The 15,910-nt window shown below is 66.4% G+C and carries 14 protein-coding genes; 1 reads left to right on the forward strand and 13 read right to left on the reverse strand.

The window, feature by feature from the left end:
• Window positions 1-23: 23 nt before the first annotated feature.
• The 4 genes from VGK20_15960 to VGK20_15975 all read right to left on the reverse strand — a co-directional run bounded on the left by VGK20_15960 (window position 24) and on the right by VGK20_15975 (window position 5,237).
• Complete coding sequence (locus VGK20_15960) at window positions 24-239, reverse strand: hypothetical protein (GenBank protein HEY2775536.1); 216 nt, start codon at window positions 237-239, stop codon at window positions 24-26.
• Window positions 240-250: 11 nt separating this feature from the next.
• Window positions 251-3,244, reverse strand: coding sequence for an MMPL family transporter (locus VGK20_15965; protein ID HEY2775537.1), 2,994 nt, complete (start codon window positions 3,242-3,244; stop codon window positions 251-253).
• Between the two features lie 33 nt (window positions 3,245-3,277).
• The gene (locus VGK20_15970) at window positions 3,278-4,423 is read right to left on the reverse strand and encodes a YCF48-related protein (GenBank protein HEY2775538.1); all 1,146 of its coding nucleotides are present in this window, start codon (window positions 4,421-4,423) and stop codon (window positions 3,278-3,280) included.
• 247 nt (window positions 4,424-4,670) lie between these two features.
• A complete protein-coding gene (locus tag VGK20_15975; protein HEY2775539.1) occupies window positions 4,671-5,237 on the reverse strand; it encodes a hypothetical protein in 567 nt (188 codons plus the stop codon).
• 151 nt (window positions 5,238-5,388) lie between these two features.
• On the opposite strand from VGK20_15975, the gene VGK20_15980 reads away from it, so the two are divergent.
• The gene (locus VGK20_15980) at window positions 5,389-5,766 is read left to right on the forward strand and encodes an SCP2 sterol-binding domain-containing protein (protein ID HEY2775540.1); all 378 of its coding nucleotides are present in this window, start codon (window positions 5,389-5,391) and stop codon (window positions 5,764-5,766) included.
• Window positions 5,767-5,773: 7 nt separating this feature from the next.
• Here the strand turns inward: VGK20_15980 and VGK20_15985 are convergent, their stop codons facing one another.
• The 9 genes from VGK20_15985 to VGK20_16025 all read right to left on the reverse strand — a co-directional run bounded on the left by VGK20_15985 (window position 5,774) and on the right by VGK20_16025 (window position 15,697).
• Window positions 5,774-6,196: a response regulator gene (locus VGK20_15985; protein ID HEY2775541.1), complete on the reverse strand. Its 423-nt coding sequence runs from the start codon at window positions 6,194-6,196 to the stop codon at window positions 5,774-5,776.
• On the reverse strand, window positions 6,178-6,960 hold the full coding sequence (locus tag VGK20_15990; protein ID HEY2775542.1) for an enoyl-CoA hydratase-related protein: 783 nt from the start codon (window positions 6,958-6,960) through the stop codon (window positions 6,178-6,180). Before VGK20_15990 ends, VGK20_15985 begins: the two co-directional genes overlap by 19 nt.
• Window positions 6,961-6,992: 32 nt before the next feature.
• Window positions 6,993-8,756 carry an acyclic terpene utilization AtuA family protein gene (locus VGK20_15995; protein ID HEY2775543.1) on the reverse strand — a complete coding sequence of 588 codons (1,764 nt, stop codon included), beginning with the start codon at window positions 8,754-8,756 and terminating at the stop codon, window positions 6,993-6,995.
• A 64-nt stretch (window positions 8,757-8,820) separates the two neighbouring features.
• Window positions 8,821-10,428: a carboxyl transferase domain-containing protein gene (locus tag VGK20_16000; protein ID HEY2775544.1), complete on the reverse strand. Its 1,608-nt coding sequence runs from the start codon at window positions 10,426-10,428 to the stop codon at window positions 8,821-8,823.
• A 10-nt stretch (window positions 10,429-10,438) separates the two neighbouring features.
• Complete coding sequence (locus tag VGK20_16005) at window positions 10,439-11,170, reverse strand: hypothetical protein (GenBank protein HEY2775545.1); 732 nt, start codon at window positions 11,168-11,170, stop codon at window positions 10,439-10,441.
• 28 nt (window positions 11,171-11,198) lie between these two features.
• The gene (locus VGK20_16010; GenBank protein HEY2775546.1) at window positions 11,199-12,098 is read right to left on the reverse strand and encodes a hypothetical protein; all 900 of its coding nucleotides are present in this window, start codon (window positions 12,096-12,098) and stop codon (window positions 11,199-11,201) included.
• Window positions 12,099-12,132: 34 nt separating this feature from the next.
• A complete protein-coding gene (locus VGK20_16015; GenBank protein ID HEY2775547.1) occupies window positions 12,133-12,744 on the reverse strand; it encodes a CBS domain-containing protein in 612 nt (203 codons plus the stop codon).
• Complete coding sequence (locus tag VGK20_16020) at window positions 12,741-13,778, reverse strand: 2-oxoacid:ferredoxin oxidoreductase subunit beta (protein ID HEY2775548.1); 1,038 nt, start codon at window positions 13,776-13,778, stop codon at window positions 12,741-12,743. Before VGK20_16020 ends, VGK20_16015 begins: the two co-directional genes overlap by 4 nt.
• On the reverse strand, window positions 13,775-15,697 hold the full coding sequence (locus VGK20_16025; protein HEY2775549.1) for a 2-oxoacid:acceptor oxidoreductase subunit alpha: 1,923 nt from the start codon (window positions 15,695-15,697) through the stop codon (window positions 13,775-13,777). The genes VGK20_16020 and VGK20_16025 overlap by 4 nt, the downstream gene beginning before the upstream one ends.
• Window positions 15,698-15,910 lie beyond the last annotated feature (213 nt).

A 15,910-nucleotide genomic window follows, 5' to 3' on the forward strand; every position in this document is an offset into this window, starting at 1 on the left:
CTCTGGCGGACGCCGCCGGCGTCTTATTCGTCGACGACGTGGGCGTTCTTGGCCATGCGCAGGAGCTCGATCTTCTCCTGGTCGCCAGACGCGGCAAGCTTCTCCCAGTGCCGCTGGCGCCAGCCCTTGATGATGTACTCGTCCATCGCGATGACGAGGAAGCTGAACCCGACGACGATGATCGCCGACGTCGTCATGTTCAGCTCGTGCTGCATCCACTGGACTACCTGGTCGATCATAACGGCTCCCCCTACTCGACGATGCGCACGAGCTTGCGGTTTTCGGCGTGGCCGGCCTCTTTCATGATGAACTTCGGCTTGAACAGCAGGATCAGCACCGGCGTGAGCGTCTGCGACCCGACGTAGCTGATCGCCATCCAGATCGCCAGGAGTTGGCCCATCTCTGCGTCGAAGCGGATGTTCGACGACTTCCAGAACAGCGTGCTGATGATCATCGTGACCGCCGTGAACGTCACGGCCTTGCCCGAGGTGACCAGCGCCTCGCGCACCGACTTCTCCAGGTCGTTGGTCACCTGGATCTCCTCGATGATGCGGCTGACGATGTACAGGCCGTAGTCGATGCCGAATCCGACCCCGACGGTCACGAGCGGCAGAGTGTGGATGTTCACGCCGATGTCGTTCACGGCCATGTACGCATTGACCATGATGTTCGACAGCACCAGGGGCCCGAGCAGGTAGAAGCCCGACATCGCCGACCGGTACGTGAAGAAAATGATGACCCAGATGGTGAAGAACCCGAGGAAGTTCATCAGCAGGTCGTTGCGCACCAGCTCGGCGTTGGCCGCCGCGAGCACGCCGATCAGGCCACCGGCGAGGCGGAAACGCGCCTTCCACGGCGGCGTCACCTCGACGTCGAGCTGCTGGCCGCCGCGACTGAGCACGAACGGCACCGAGCGCGAATCCTCGACCGCCTGGTGCAGCGCCGCGTGGAACTCTTCCATGCCCTTGAAGCTGTTGCCGCCGACCTTGACGATCTCGTCGCCGGCCTTGAACGGCGAAGCATCCTTGCCGTTGACGCGCTTGCCGATGAACGACTTGTCGTGCTGGCTCCACTTCGGCTCGTCGAGCACGGAGGCCACCGTGATCGTCTCTTTGCCTTCCTCGCCCTTGCCCTCGACGGTGATGCCGAGGGTGCTCAGCTCCGAAGCCGCGATGTATTGCAGCGAACGTCCGATGATGCGGTCGATGTTCGAGCCCTTGTGGTCACGGCAGAAGAACGTGACGTGCGCGGTGGCGTAGTCGGTCGAGACGTACTTGGCCGTCTCGGTGGGCGGCGAGCCCGAGAAGAAAATGAAGAACAGGCCGCCGACGTCGACCCAGTTGTTCGGGATGACGCCCCACTTCGGCTCCAGCTCGTGGAACACGCTGTTGACGGCACGAAGGATGTCGGCCAGCGAGAAGCTGTAGCCCACCGACGGGTCGCGCTCGAGGAAGCGCTGGAAACCTTCCATGTCCTTGAGCGTGTGCGGGTCCTTCATCGCGTTCTTGTCGTAGCCCTCGGCGACGATGATCAGCGGCTCGACGCCGCCGAACTTGCCCTGCACGTGGTTGTGCGACTCGTTGTACGGCGACTCGGCCCACAGCAGCGGCGAGGCCGAGTGCGGGTCGCCGATGGTCAGGCCGCGCGCGTAGTAGAGGGCGATGCCGGCACAGGCCAGCCACGCGACCACCGTGATCGTCTTGCCCGTCGTGGTCATCAGGCCGTCGACGAAGCGCTCGATCATGCGGCGGAACCCGCCGCGCTCGCGCAGCATGACGAGCTCCGGCTCGGGCGCCTTCAGGTAGTAGTAGACGATCGGGTTCAGGAGCATCTCGGAGATCGTGATGGCCAGGATCCACCACGACGCCGTCACGGCCAGCTTCTGCAGCATCAGCACCGGGACCAGCAGGATGACCAGCACGCCGAAGGCATCGGTCGAGATGCCCGAGAAGGTCGGCACGAACAGCTCGGCGAACGAGGCGACGATCGCGCGGCGCTTGTTCCAGCCGCAGCGCTCGAACTCCTCGTAATAGCGGTCGTGCATCTGGATGGCGTGACTGACCGCTCGAGCCGTGATCAGGAACGGCATCACGAGCATCAGCGGGTCCAGTGCCAGGCCGATCAGGTAGATGAAGCCCATGCCCCAGAACGCCGCGATCAGGCCCGTGATCGTCGGCCGCAGCGCACCGCGCCAGTCGTGGAAGTAGAACCAGCGCAGCACCCACTCGATGCAGTAGGTGACCACCAGCACGAAGAACACGTCGCCGGCGTACTTGTAGACCCAGCCGTACAGGCGCGGCTCGCCGGCGGCCCAGACCTTCACGTTGGAGCCGCCCGACGCGATCGTCGCCTCTCCCGGGTTGCCGTCGCGCAGGTAGTTGATCTTGACCGGACCGGTGCCTTCCTGCTTGGCCTTGATGATCGCCGAGCTGACTTCCCAGCGCCGCTGCGCAGTCTTGCCGTTGATCTTCGTGATGACGTCGCCTTCCTTCAGGCCGCCCTGGAAGGCGGTGGACGTCTTGTCGTTGAAGATGCGCTTGACGAGGATGCCGGTGCCCTTTTCGACCTTGAGAGCCTCGGCCCGGTCGGGCTCGACGTCCATGAGCTGGGCGCCGATCCAGCCGTCGGTGAACGGCGCGATCACGCGCTCGTTCATCTCCTCGAAGATGCGGTTGTACTCGAGCCGGCCCTCGATGAAGTTCGCGCGAATGAGCGCGGCCTTGTCGTCGAGGGAGACGAGGATGCCGAACACGTTCTCCGAGTTGTGGACGATGCGCCGGACCTCGGCGGCGTCCGAGTCGGTGCGCGGCATGTCGATCATGATCGGCTCGGAGCGCAGCGTACCGGCCGCGGCGACTCGCAGGTGGCGCGTCGTGCGGTGTCCGATCGAGTCGATCTGGCTGTGGTTGACGCCGTAGACGCGGTCCATCTCCTGCGTCATCAGGTAGATGATGCCGAGATCCTCGACGTTGAAGATGTCGCCATCCTCGACCTCGACCATCATCACGATGTTGTTGGCGCCGCCGAAATCCTTGGAATACTGGTTGTGGATCTGGACGTACGGGTGGCTCTGCGGCAGCAACTCGCCGAAGCTCGTGACGAGGCTCAGCTGGAAGCTCCAGTACGCGAACAGGCCGGTCACGAACAGAACGACGATCGACACGGGGTGTCGCCAGTCGATCAGTTTGTCACCGATCCAGTACAGGAGGCGCTTGTCGGCCGGGACTTCGTAATTGATCGCCATGGGATGTTCCCTTTCGCCTGAAGAGGATCGGCTTCAGCCGATGCGGCGGAACCAGGTCTTGCCGCCGTCGGTCGTGTTCATGATGAAGCCGAAGCCCCCGACCATCCAGCCGGTGTTGTCGTCGTAGAACCGCACGTTGCGGATCCAGTTCGTCACGCGGGTGCCGAGGTCGCCCTTGCCGAGTTTGCCGCCGGGGGCACTGTAGATGGCCTGGCCCGAGCCGCCGACGGCCCAGACGGCGCCGCTGGGCAGAATGTCGACCGAGTAGAACGGCGCGTCGTACTCCTTGACGCCGTGGGGCATCCACTGCCAGGTCTCGCCCCCGTCGGTCGAGCGCGCGACGCGGCCCTCGAGGCCGACCACGTAGCCGGTGTTGGCACCGCGGAAGTCGACGTCGAAGAACGTCGGCAGCTCCATGATGTCGAAGTAGTCTTCGCCGACCAGCGAGGCCTGCTTTTCGTGCCACGTGGCGCCGCCGTCGGTGGTCTTCAGGATGTTGCCGAACTCGCCGACGACGAAGCCGTTCTGCGCATCCAGCATCTGTACGTCGTAGAGGACCGGATCTTCGAACGCGATGCCGGCGTTGGCGTCGACGTTGCCGACGGCAATGGGCTTCAGCGTCGACGTTTTCCAGGTTTTTCCGCCGTCGTGCGTGATCGTCAGAGTCGCGCGGTCGCCGATGGCCACGGCGGTGTTGTCATCGACGGCGCTGACGGCGAACAGCGGCGCCAGCGGGCACTTGTCCGATTCGTCCGTGGCGTCGGGATCGCCGCCGCCCTGGCGGCACTCGTCGGTCATGTAGATGTGGCCGCCCTGCGGCGTCCACGTCTTGCCGCCGTCGGTCGTCTTCTGGATCGTCGCGGCCTGCCCGACGATCCAACCTACTTTCTTGTCGGGAGCGAAACTGATGCTGAAGAGGCCGTGCTGGCTTCCGCTTTCGACGATGTTCCAGGTGGAACCGAAGTCGGTGGTCGAGAGCAGCTTGCCGTTGTAGCCGACGACGAGAGCTTCTTTCGGGCCGAGTACCGCGACGTCGTAGAAACGGTCGGATACGTAGACCTTCTGGCTGAGCATGTCTTCCCACTTGTCGTGGCGATGACAGCCAGGCAGGGCTGCCACGGCGGCCAGCGCAAGAAGCGTCAGGCCGCGGCGCCGACCTGAAAGGGCATTGGATCCCATGATGCTCTCCTCAAGCGGACTAAAAGCTTTCGAATTCACTGTCTTGAACGCGCAAGTCACGCGCGCGCCCCGACGACGAACGAGGGGCCGGGGTTTAACGGCCGGTCTGCCCCAAGTCAAGAAAGTCGCAGGGTTGCCTTCCTTTGCTGCGACCGGCGCCACAACGCACCACTGGGACGGCGCGCCTTCCGGCTCGTGCCCGACTCCGGCCGCCTGAGCGGGCACGAGCCGGCTCAGGTGAGAAAGGTTACTTCTTTTCGGTATCGTCCGGGAAGTACTCGGCCCGGTCCGCCCCTTCGGCCAGCGTCTGCTGGTCGATGCGCCAGCTGCCGTTCTCCTTGATCAGCTCGTACAGCTCGTGCTCGTCCAGGCCGAGCTGGTTCAGGAACTTGTCCTGGCTCTTGAGGATGTTCGGGACGCGCGCGATGCCGTCGGCCCCGATGATCGCCGGATAGACGTGGAAGTCGATGATCTTCACTTCGCCCATCTGCATCACGTACTGCTGTTCCTTGGCCCACTCCTCCTGGCTCTTGCCGGCCCGGAGCGTCGAGGAGACGTACTGGTAGGCGTCGTTGAAGCGCTGCTCCTGCATCGCCTTGAGATAACTGGAAACTACCTTGTCCGGAGCCATGCCCGCGGCGTCACCGGCGGCGGCCGGCGCAGCAGCAGGCTTGGCAGCTGCCGGAGCAGCGGCCGCGGCCGGAGCCGAAGGCGCAGCGCTGTCGGCGGCCAGGGCCGCAGCGGATGCGAAAGAGACGACGGCCAGAGAAAAAGCGGCAGCTCCGAGGCGAAGGCGGTGCATCATGGCGCGCATGGTAGCAACCGCGGCCTTCGAGGCAACTTGGAAATCCCGCAATTCCTGTCGCTTGCGGACTTCGCCTCGACGGCGCATGGCGGCGCATGGCGGCGCAAGGGTGGGAAGGGCCCGGTTGCCCGCACCCTTCGCGCGGACTACAAGCTCACCCGTGACCAGCACCGAGACGGCAATCCCCACCGCAGCCCCGGCCCCCACCCTCCAGGACCGGGTCCGCGAAATCTTCAGCGCGTTCGAGGCCCAGGGCGCTCCGGGCGCGACGACGACGACTCGTTACCTGCTCAAGCTCGCGGGCTCGGCCACCGGCACTTTCGTGCTGGAAGTCTCGCCCACCGGCGTGCGCTGGATGAACGGCGACGGCGAGTCGGCCGAGACGACGATCAAGCTCGACACCAGCGACTTCATCGCGATCGCCGACGGCAGCCTCGACGGCCGCCTGGCGCTCGCCAGCGAGAAGATCGAGATCGAAGGCGACCTTGCCGCGGCTGCCACGCTGCTGCGCCTGTTCTTCCCGGCTGACCAGGACTGACCGGGCGTCAGACCAGCGGCAGTCCCGCAAACACCTCACCGATTACCCGCAGCACGACCTCGTCGTCGAACGGCTTGGACAGGTACATGTCCGCGCCGATCTCGAGCGCCCTCTGCTCGTCGGACCTCTGGCCCTTGGCCGTGAGGATGATGACGTAGGTGCCGATGAGGTTCGCGTCCTGGCGTATCGCGCGGCAGACCTCGTAACCATCCATGCGCGGCATCATGACGTCGAGCAGCACGACCTTCGGCTTGAGGCGCCGGATGGCAGCCAGGCCCTCCACGCCGTCGGCGGCCGTGGCGACCTCGACACCCTCGGCATCGAGGATGAAGGCGATCGTCTCGCGGATGTTCGCTTCGTCGTCCACCAGCACGACGCAGTCGCGCAGGTGGGCGTTGCGGTAGCGAGTGCTCACTTTTGCCGGATCCATGCTGCCTGTCTCTTCTCGAGGAACGCCGTCATTCCTTCGACAGCTTCGTCCGAAACGCGCAGCTCGGCAATGAGGTCTGCGGTATACTCGAGAGTTTCTTGCGCATTGTGCATGCGCTGGACGACGTCGACGAGGCGCTTGGCTGCAATCAGGGCCTGCGGTCCTGCCTTGCCGAGATCGTCGCAGACTTTCGCGACCGCCGCGTCGAGGCCGGCATCCGGCGCAACGACGTCGACGAGGCCGTAAGCGAGCGCCGTGCGCGCGTCGATCGGCTCGCCCGTCAGGAACAGCCGCTTGGCGACCACCGGCCCGAGACGCCGGATGCAGAACGGCGAGATGACGGCGGGCACGATGCCGAGACGCACTTCGGAGAACTGGAAGCGCGTGCTCTCGGCCGCGATGACGATGTCGCACGCCGCCATCAGCCCGACTCCTCCCCCGATCGCGGGGCCGTGAACCCTGGCCAGGACCGGCTTGCGGCAGTCTGCGATGCGGTGGAACAGCCATCCCATGCGGCGCGCGTCGGAACGGTTGGCATCATCGGACGCTTCGCGGGAATCGCGCATGCTGCGAAGATCGGCCCCGGCACAGAACGCAGGCCCTTCGCCCGCCAGCACGACGGCTCGCGTGTCGGCGTCGGTCTCGAACTCGGCGATGGCCTCGCCGACCGCTTCCATCAGCTCGGCGCTGAGCGCGTTGCGCACCTGCGGCCGGTCCATCGTGATCCAGCCGAGGCCGTTCCTGATCTCGCTTCTTGCCGTCACCGTGTGTTCTCCCGCGAGGCGCCTGGTGCTGCTCAGCCGCCCAGCAGGCTGGCGGCGACCTCGATTTCCATTGTCAGCAGGCCCTGGGAAGCGGTCTTTCCCTGGTTGTCGAGCTGCAGCGAGAGCGTTCCGCCGCCGCCGAGTGCGTTCTGCAGCGTGAAGTTCAATGCGCCGAGGTTGTCGAGGCGGTAGCGCGTCACTGTTCCTTTGGCCAGCGAACGGTAGAACGACGCGACGCGCTCGGCGGTCAGCTCGCGAACGATCTCCGCGTACAGCTTTTCATTCAGCGCGATGACGCCGATGTTGCACACGTCGCCCTTGTCGCCCGAGCGCGCGTGCGCGACGCGGCCAAGCGGCACCTTGACTCTCGGGCCCGGCGTATCCTGCGGCGGCGGCGCTTCGGCCGGTCGCGTGATCGGCGACGCGGGACCGAAGTCGCAAGGAAAATCCTCGGCCTTGCCGTCGAAGAACATTCTCTGATGGACCAGGCCGCGCGGGATCAGCGCCGGCCAGTAACCGTAAGCCGGCTGGGGCGACGGCCTGCCGCCGGCGCCGCAGATTCCCGGAGGTCCCGACAGCGCGATCCCGGCAAGCTCGCGCGCGAACGACTCCATCGCCCTCTTGTCGAACGAGCGGCACCCGAAACGCAGCGCGACCTCGTTCGGATCGACGGCAGGCGCCGCCGACCCGCCCCAGCACGCGTCGTAGCCGATGTACTCGGTGCGAGTGTCGACGAAATCGCCGCGCACGCGGCTCCAGAAGATTTCTGCGAATCGCTTCGCCTTGCGTACCGCGTCGGGGCCGCTGACGACGACCATTGCGGAGGCCTTCATGCCTGCCTCGTAGGTCATCGACACTTTCAGCGTGTCGGTCGGCATGCGGCCGCGCACACCGCGCACCTGCACACGATCGGGGCCGGCGTCGGTCATCGTGAACGACGTGAAATCGGCGACGACGTCAGTGGACGCGTAAAAGCGCGGATCGCCGATCTCGTAGACCACCTGCTCGCTGGCCGTGCGGCGGCTGACGAGGCCTCCGGTTCCCGGGTGCTTGGTCAGCACGAAGCTGCCGTCCGCCGAGCACTCGACGAGCGGATAGCCGAAGTTCCCGAACGACGGCACTTCGTCCCAGCGCGTGTAGTTGCCGCCGGTCGCCTGGGCTCCGCATTCGATCAGGTGCCCGGCCAGAAGACCCGCGGCAAGCTTGTCGTAGTCCTGCCAGCTCCAGTCGAACTCGTGCACCATCGGCGCCAGCACCGAGGCTGCATCGTACGTGCGGCCGGTGACCACGATGCGCGCGCCCCTGGCCAGCGCTGCCGCGATCGGCCTTGCGCCGATGTACGCGTTGGCCGAATTGACCTTGCCGATGATCTCACCGATCGGCGCGCCGCTGTCCAGATGCGGAAAGCGGCAGCCGCCGGCGGCAAGCTCGGGCAGCCGCGACTGCAGGTCGTCTCCGTCGACGATCGCAACCGGCAGCTTGACGCCGGCGTCTCTGGCCGCCGCATCGAGCGCGCGCGCGCAGGCTCCGGGATTGATGCCGCCCGCGTTTGCGATGACGGTGATGCCCTTGTCGGCGATCTCTTTCAGCAGCGGGCGAAGGTACGCGACGAAATCCCGCGCGTAGCCGGCATCCTCGCTCTGGGCCTTCTGCCTGGCAAGGATGATCATCGTGATCTCAGCCAGGTAGTCCATCGTCAGGTAATCGATGGGCCCGCCGCGCACCTGGCGTGTGATCGCCGCCCCTTCGTCGCCCCAGTAGCCGCTCGCGTTGGCGATCCGAATCGTGTCTTTCATTGCTCCACCATCGAGGTTTGCGCAGCTTTCGGCGATTGCAGCGTATGGTCGCGGCGCGGCAGCATCACATCCGCAGCACGCCGTTGCGCGTCGCGCGAACCGGCTCCTGCAGGGCCGCTTCCAGCGCCAGGCCGAGCGCGGCGCGGGTCTCCAGAGGATCGATGATGCCGTCGTCCCAGATCCTGGCAGTGCTGTAATACGGGCTTCCCTCGGCCTCGTACGTTGCGACGACCTGGTCGCGCATTGCCTTTTCGAGGGCCGGGTCGAGCTCCTGGCCTTCGCCGGCGAGCTGGGCCCTCTTGACCTGCACGAGCGTGCTCGCCGCCTGCTCGCCGCCCATCACGGAGATGCGCGAGTTCGGCCACATGAACAGCAGGCGCGGCGAATAGGCGCGCCCGCACATTGCATAGTTCCCGGCGCCGTGCGAGGCGCCGATGATCACCGTCAGCTTGGGCACTTCGGCGTTGGCCACCGCGTGCACCATCTTCGCGCCGTCCTTGGTGATGCCGCCGTGCTCGTAGCGGCGCCCGACCATGAAACCGGTGATGTTCTGCAGGAACAGGATCGGCGTGCGTCGCTGGCAGCACAGCTCGATGAAGTGCGTGGCCTTGAGGGCGGCTTCCGAAAAGATCACGCCGTTGTTCGCGATGATGCCGACGGTGCGCCCGTAGATGCGCGCGAAACCGGTCACGATCGTCGTGCCGTAGCGCTCCTTGAACTCGTGGAAGCGGCTGCCGTCGACCAGGCGCGCGATCACTTCGCGGCAGTCGTACGGCGTGCGCGTGTCCTTCGGGATGATGCCGTAAAGCTCCGCCGGATCGTAGTAAGGATCTTCGACGGGCTCGCGGTCGCCCGGACCTGCCGGCCTCAGCACGAGGTTTTCGAAAACGTCGCGCGCGATCGCGAGGCCTTCCCTGTCGTTTGCCGCCAGGTGATCGGCAACCCCGGAGATGCGCGTGTGCACGTCGCCGCCGCCGAGCTCTTCTGCGCTGACTTCTTCGCCGGTGGCGGCCTTCACGAGCGGCGGGCCGCCGAGAAAGATCGTGCCCTGCCCGCCGACGATGACGTTCTCGTCGCACATCGCCGGCGTGTACGCGCCGCCGGCCGTGCACGAGCCCATGACGACGGCGACCTGCGGGATGCCTGCCGCCGACATCCGTGCCTGCATGTAGAAACCCCGCCCTCCGTTGTGCACGTCGGGAAAGATCTCGGCCTGCAGCGGAAGAAAGGCGCCGCCCGAATCGACGAGGTAGACGGTGGCGAGGCGATTCTCGAACGCGACGGTCTGCGCGCGAATCGTCTTCTTGACGGTGACTGGGTAGACCGTACCGCCCTTCACCGTCGCATCGTTGCAGATCACCATCGCCAGATGGCCGCGGATGCGACCGATGCCCGTGATGACGCCCGAGGACGGGGCTTCACCGCCGTACATTTCCCACGCCGCCAGCGGCGACAGCTCGAGAAACGGAGAGCCGGGATCGAGAAGGCCCTCGACGCGCTCACGCGGCAGCAGCTTGCCTCGCGCGAGGTGACGCTGGCGAGCCTTCTCGGTTCCGCCGATTCGCACGCCTGCAAGGCGCTCTCTCAGCTCCGCGACGAGGCCTTCGTTGACGCGCCGGTTGTCCGCGAACTCGGGCGCGGTCGTGCGGACCTGGGAGACGATCCTCTGCATCGCCGCGTCGTCAGTGCGAGGCGGGCGCGCCGGCCTTCGGTGCATCCTTCGATGCCGCAGGCGCCGGATCGTTCTTCTTCGCGTCGGTCGCCGCAGTCGCAGCACCGGCAGGAGCCGCGGCCACGTCGGAAGGAACGTACTTGAGCGACGTCAGCGAGCCGTAGAACTGCGTGAAATACAGATCGTTCGCGTAATCCTGGGTACGAGTGACGCACTGGGCGACGAGGTAGTGACGGCGGTCGGGCGACGCCATCAGGTAGTACACCTCGTACGCGTCCGCCATGTCCTTGACCGGCACGTGGACCAGCAGGCGGTACGTGTACAGGTTCGGAATCGACGGAACCGGCTCGATCGGAGATTTCGCGACGAGGTCGGTCTTGTGGCTGTCGGCCATCTGGTCGCGGCTGAGCAGCGCCAGCCCGGCAGCATCCGGCACCTGGACGCTGTCGGGAATGTCGTGGGACTCGAACGTCACGCCGAAGCGCGTGTCGATCTTGGTCTCTTCTTTCTGCTCGGCGTAGATGAGCGCGAACGTGTCCTTCAGGTTGGCGATCTCGCGCCAGCCGTCCATCTTCGGCGGATTGTAGTGGAAGCCGCCGATCGCGTACTCGTTCTGCGGAATGTTCAGCTGCGTGATGGCCTGGGCGACGGCAGCCGGACAGCTGGTGGTCAGCCAGGCTGCCGCGCAGGCCGCAGCCGCGGCGCGTAGCCCGAAGCGGTTCGGTTTCACGATCGACTGCATGACGGATCCCTCTTGGTTCGTTTCTCGTTCAGTGAAAAGCGCCACTGCCCGCGTCAACGGGACAAAGGCGCACCAGCACGGCGGCCATCGCGGCCTCGCCGTGGTCTTCGTGGATGAGTGTCATCGACAACGCCTCGTCGGGCGGCGCGGCGCCGCGCTCGATGAAGAGCGCAGCGCGAGGCAGCTCGCCCTGCGCGACGCCTTCGATCCAGTCTTCGAGCTGCAGCAAACGGTGCCCAACGTCGGTGTCCGGTATCACGAGCGCGCAAGCCGCGGCAGTGCTCGCGGCAACGCGGCGAGCAGCAGCGCCGCAGGTCGCGGCACGCACGGCCAGGCCCTGCCGTTCCAGCGCGAGGCAAAGTCGCGCGCGTACCTCGCTGTCGGACGCGACGACGAGAACGGTCTGCGCCGCCGGCGCAGGCTTCTGCTCGAGGAGAGGCTCGCGCATGCGCACGCGGTGATCGATGCCGAGCAACAGCCGCTCGCAGCGATGGATTCCGTCGGCGAGCTTGTGCTCGACGGCGACATCGGGGCTGCCGAGCTGGCTCTCGATCGTCTCCAGGCGTTCGACGGTCGCATCGAGCACGTCGGCCACCTCACCGAGGCGCGAGCCCAGCTCGCGAAGGCGACGCGCAAGCCCCGCTTCTTCGGCCGCACTGCTCCTGTCGGGTACGCTCTGGCGTTCTTCCGTTACCGTCGACGATGAGACGGGAGGTTCGGCGCGAGGCCCCGCCCGGCGCGTGGCGCTGCGTGCCAACTCCTCGACGAGGCGCCGGGCGCGTCCGGCCAGCTTGGCCAGCGCCTCGCGCTGGTCGCTGTCGGAAAACGCTTCGCCGACGGCGTCCAGCAGGAGCCCGGCGGACGTGGCGCCCTCGGCGCTCGTCGTAGCGCCCTCGGCGCTCGTCGATGGATCGCTTTTCTCGGGCATCGCGGCCTGCGCGCCGGCGGCTCGGCTGCTGCCGTCAGGCCCCTTCGCGCTGGCGCGCGTAGTTCGCCCGCGGCCTGGGCGGCAGGTTGATCACGCTCTTCGGGAAGAACCCGACGAGATAACCAACGATGTCCTTGACCGACACGATGCCGACCGGTGCGCCGGCCTTGTCTACCAAGGGAATGTGCCTGTAGCCACCGAGGCTCATCAGGTTGAGCGCGAAGGCGATCGAATCGGTCGGCCGGAGCGTCTCGGGGGTCGAGGTCATCACGCGGCGAACCGCGGTCTTGGCAGGGTCGATGCCGGAGGCGACGACGCGCGCGAGGACGTCGCGGTCGGTGAAGATTCCCTTGAGCTTGCCGGCCCGCACGACCAGCACGCAGCCGATATGGCGGTCGCGCATCAGGTGCACCGCCTCGAGCACGGTCGTCGGCGACTCGACGGTGATCGCGTCGCTCGGCGGCAGCACCGAAAGTGGCCGCGTCAGCACCTTGTCGTTGAAGCGGGAATCTCCGCTCGCGGCGCCCTCGAACTCGGCGATGGTCTTCTCGATGAAACCGGCGACGCTTTCGCCCGTGTCGTCGGCAGCCTCGTCGGCGGGCCCGCGGCCCTGGGCGGCCGGCGGGAGCTCGTTGGGCGCGCTCATGCGACGGTCCAGGTCTCGCCGCTGCGATAGAGCTGGTCGAAATCGCCTTCGCCGCGGCTCGAGCGTGCTTCGTCGATCTGCGCGTGCACCGACTGCTCGTAGATCGGGTGCTGGGGCCCGTCGACGCAGCGGAGCACGCCGAGCGGCAGCGGCGTTCCCGAGCCCGGGTGCCCGAGGCGCGCCAGAAGCTGGGTCATCACCGGATTGGTCTCGTCGTGAACCGCGATCTGCGACGCGTTGACGTCATCGACGGAGACGACTTCGGCCGAGAGGTCGGGACGCAGGCGGATGCCGCGGCGCAGGTCGGCGCCGAACAGCAGCGGCTTTCCGTGCTCGATCTGGATGCGGTTGTCGTCCTTGACCGTCTTGTCGGTGATCGCGTCGAACGCTCCGTCGTTGAACACGGGACAGTTCTGCACGATCTCGACGAAGGAAGTTCCCTTGTGCGCCGCTGCCCGATGCAGCATCGCCTGCAGGTGCTTGGCTTCGACGTCGACGGTACGCGCGATGAACGTGGCGCCGGCGCCGAGCGCGAGCGCAGCCGGATCGAACGGAGGATCGACGACGCCGAGAGGACTCGACTTGGTGACCTGCCCGACGCGCGAGGTCGGCGAATACTGGCCCTTGGTGAGGCCGTAGATCTCGTTGTTGAACAGCAGGATGTTCACGTCGACGTTGCGGCGCAGGATGTGGATCAGGTGGTTGCCGCCGATCGACAGGCCGTCTCCGTCACCGGTGACGAGCCACACCGACAGCTCCGGCCGCGCCAGCTTGAGCCCGGTGGCGATGGCGGGCGCACGGCCGTGGATGCTGTGGAAGCCGTACGTGTTCATGTAGTACGGGAAACGGCTCGAGCAGCCGATTCCCGAGACGAACACGATGTTCTCGCGCGCGATGCCGAGATCCGGCATCACCTTCTGCACCTGCGACAGGATGGCGTAGTCCCCGCATCCCGGGCACCAGCGCACGTCCTGGTCGGAAGCGAAATCCTTGCGGCCCGCCTTTGGCGTGGCAGGGGCTTCGGCAATGCTCACTTGTGCTGCTCCTTGCCGACCGGCCCGGCAGTTGCCGGCCCGACGGTTGCGGGCTCGCCGCCGTGGCGTTCGGAAATGATGCTGCGAAACGTCGTCGTCAACTCGGCGGCCGTGTACGGCTGACCCTTGATCTTGTTGACCGGGATCGCGTCGATCACGAGCTGGTCGCGAAGGATGCGCACGAGCTGGCCCATGTTCATCTCCGGCACGATCACCGTGCGGAAGCGGCGAAGCACGCGCCCGAGATCCTTCGGAAGCGGATTGATCCAGCGCAGGTGAACGTGGCCGACCGCGAGGCCTTCGGCGTTCAGGCGCGCCACGGCTTCTTCGATCGCGCCGTACGTCGATCCCCAGCCGACGACGACGGCCTCGCCGAGCTCGCTGCCCGTCACGCGCGTCGGCGGCAGGCTGTCGGCGATGCGGGCAACCTTGTCGGCGCGCACGCGCACCATGCGCTCGTGGTTGGCCGGCGAATAGCTGATGTCACCGCTGTCGTAGTCTTTCTCGATTCCGCCGATGCGATGCTCCAGGGCCGGCGTTCCAGGCTTGACCCACGGCCTGGCCAGCGTGTCTTCGTCGCGAAGATACGGGTGGAAGCCGACGGTGTTGGTCCAGAAGTGCACGGGATCGGCGGGGATGTCGTCGTAGCTCGGCAGCTTCCACGGCTGCGAGCCGTTGGCGAGGTAACCGTCCGAGAGCAGGAAGACCGGAGTCATGTGGCGCGCGGCGACGCGTACCGCTTCGATTGCCGCATAGAAGCAATCGGTCGGCGTCGACGCCGCGATGACCGGAACCGGGCACTCTCCGTTGCGGCCGTAGACGGCCTGCAGCAGGTCGGCCTGCTCGGTCTTGGTCGGCAGTCCGGTACTCGGGCCGCCGCGCTGCACGTTGACGATCACCAGAGGAAGCTCGGTCATGACGGCAAGGCCGATCGCTTCGGTCTTGAGCGCGATGCCCGGACCGCTCGAAGCGGTAATGCCGAGGGCGCCTCCGAACGACGCGCCGATGGCGGCGCTGACGGCAGCGATCTCGTCCTCGGCCTGGAAAGTCACGATGCCGAAATGCTTCTGCGCGGCCAGCTCGTGCAGGATGTCGCTGGCCGGAGTGATCGGATAAGAACCGTAGAAAAGGCGCAGCCCGGCTCGCGCGGCGCCCGTCATCAGGCCCCACGCCGTTGCCTGGTTGCCGGTGATGCTGGTGTACAGGCCCGGCGCGATGCGCGCGGGGCCAACTTCATAGCGCGTGACGAACAGCTCGGTCGTCTCGCCGAAATTCCAGCCGGCCTTGAACACGCGTGTGTTCGCCTCGACGAGCGCGGGGTTCTTGCGAAAGCGCGACGCGATCCACCGCAACGTCTCCTCGGTGGGCCGGTTGTAGAGCCAGCTGCAAAGGCCGAGCGCGAAAAAGTTGCGGCAGCGCACGACCGAGCGCGTCGGCAGGTCCATGTCGGCCACGGCCTGCGTCGTCAGCTTCGTCATCGGAATGTCGACGAGGCGCCAGCGCGAGAGCTCGCCGGTCTTGCCCGGATGCTCGGCGTATCCCGCCTTGACGAGGTTCGACTTCGTGAATGCGTCTCCGTCGATAACGAGAGTACCGCCGTCGCGAAGGTCGCCGACGTTCACTTTCAATGCCGCCGGGTTCATCGCGACGAGCACGTCGGGCTGGTCGCCGGGCGTGTAGACGGTCTTGCTCGAAAAATGCAGCTGGAAGCCGCTGACTCCGGCCAGCGTTCCGGCAGGCGCGCGGATCTCGGCGGGAAAGTCGGGCAGCGTCGCGATGTCGTTGCCTGCCAGCGCCGACTCGGTCGTGAACTTCGTGCCTGTCACCTGCATGCCGTCACCGGAATCCCCGGCGAAGCGGATCACGACGGTTTCGACTGTTTCCGAGGCCTTCGGCGGCACGCTCGAGGCTTGCGACATGAAAATGGACTCCTTGGCGTCCGCTGCCGCGTCCGACGGCGCGCGCGCTCCCGCACGCCCCGCTACGCGGTGCGACCCGACGCCCTGATTGTATGCACGGAAATGAGCGGGGACAATGCTTTCCCGCACGCTGGTCAAGGCCGGCTTATTGTCGTGGTCCCCGCTGCGGCCGTCCGGATCCCTGCCCGTTCGGGGCTGGTCCGAACAAATGCG

It is taken from the genome of Candidatus Binatia bacterium, from assembly GCA_036493895.1.
Lineage (GTDB): Bacteria > Desulfobacterota > Binatia > UBA1149 > CAITLU01 > DATNBU01.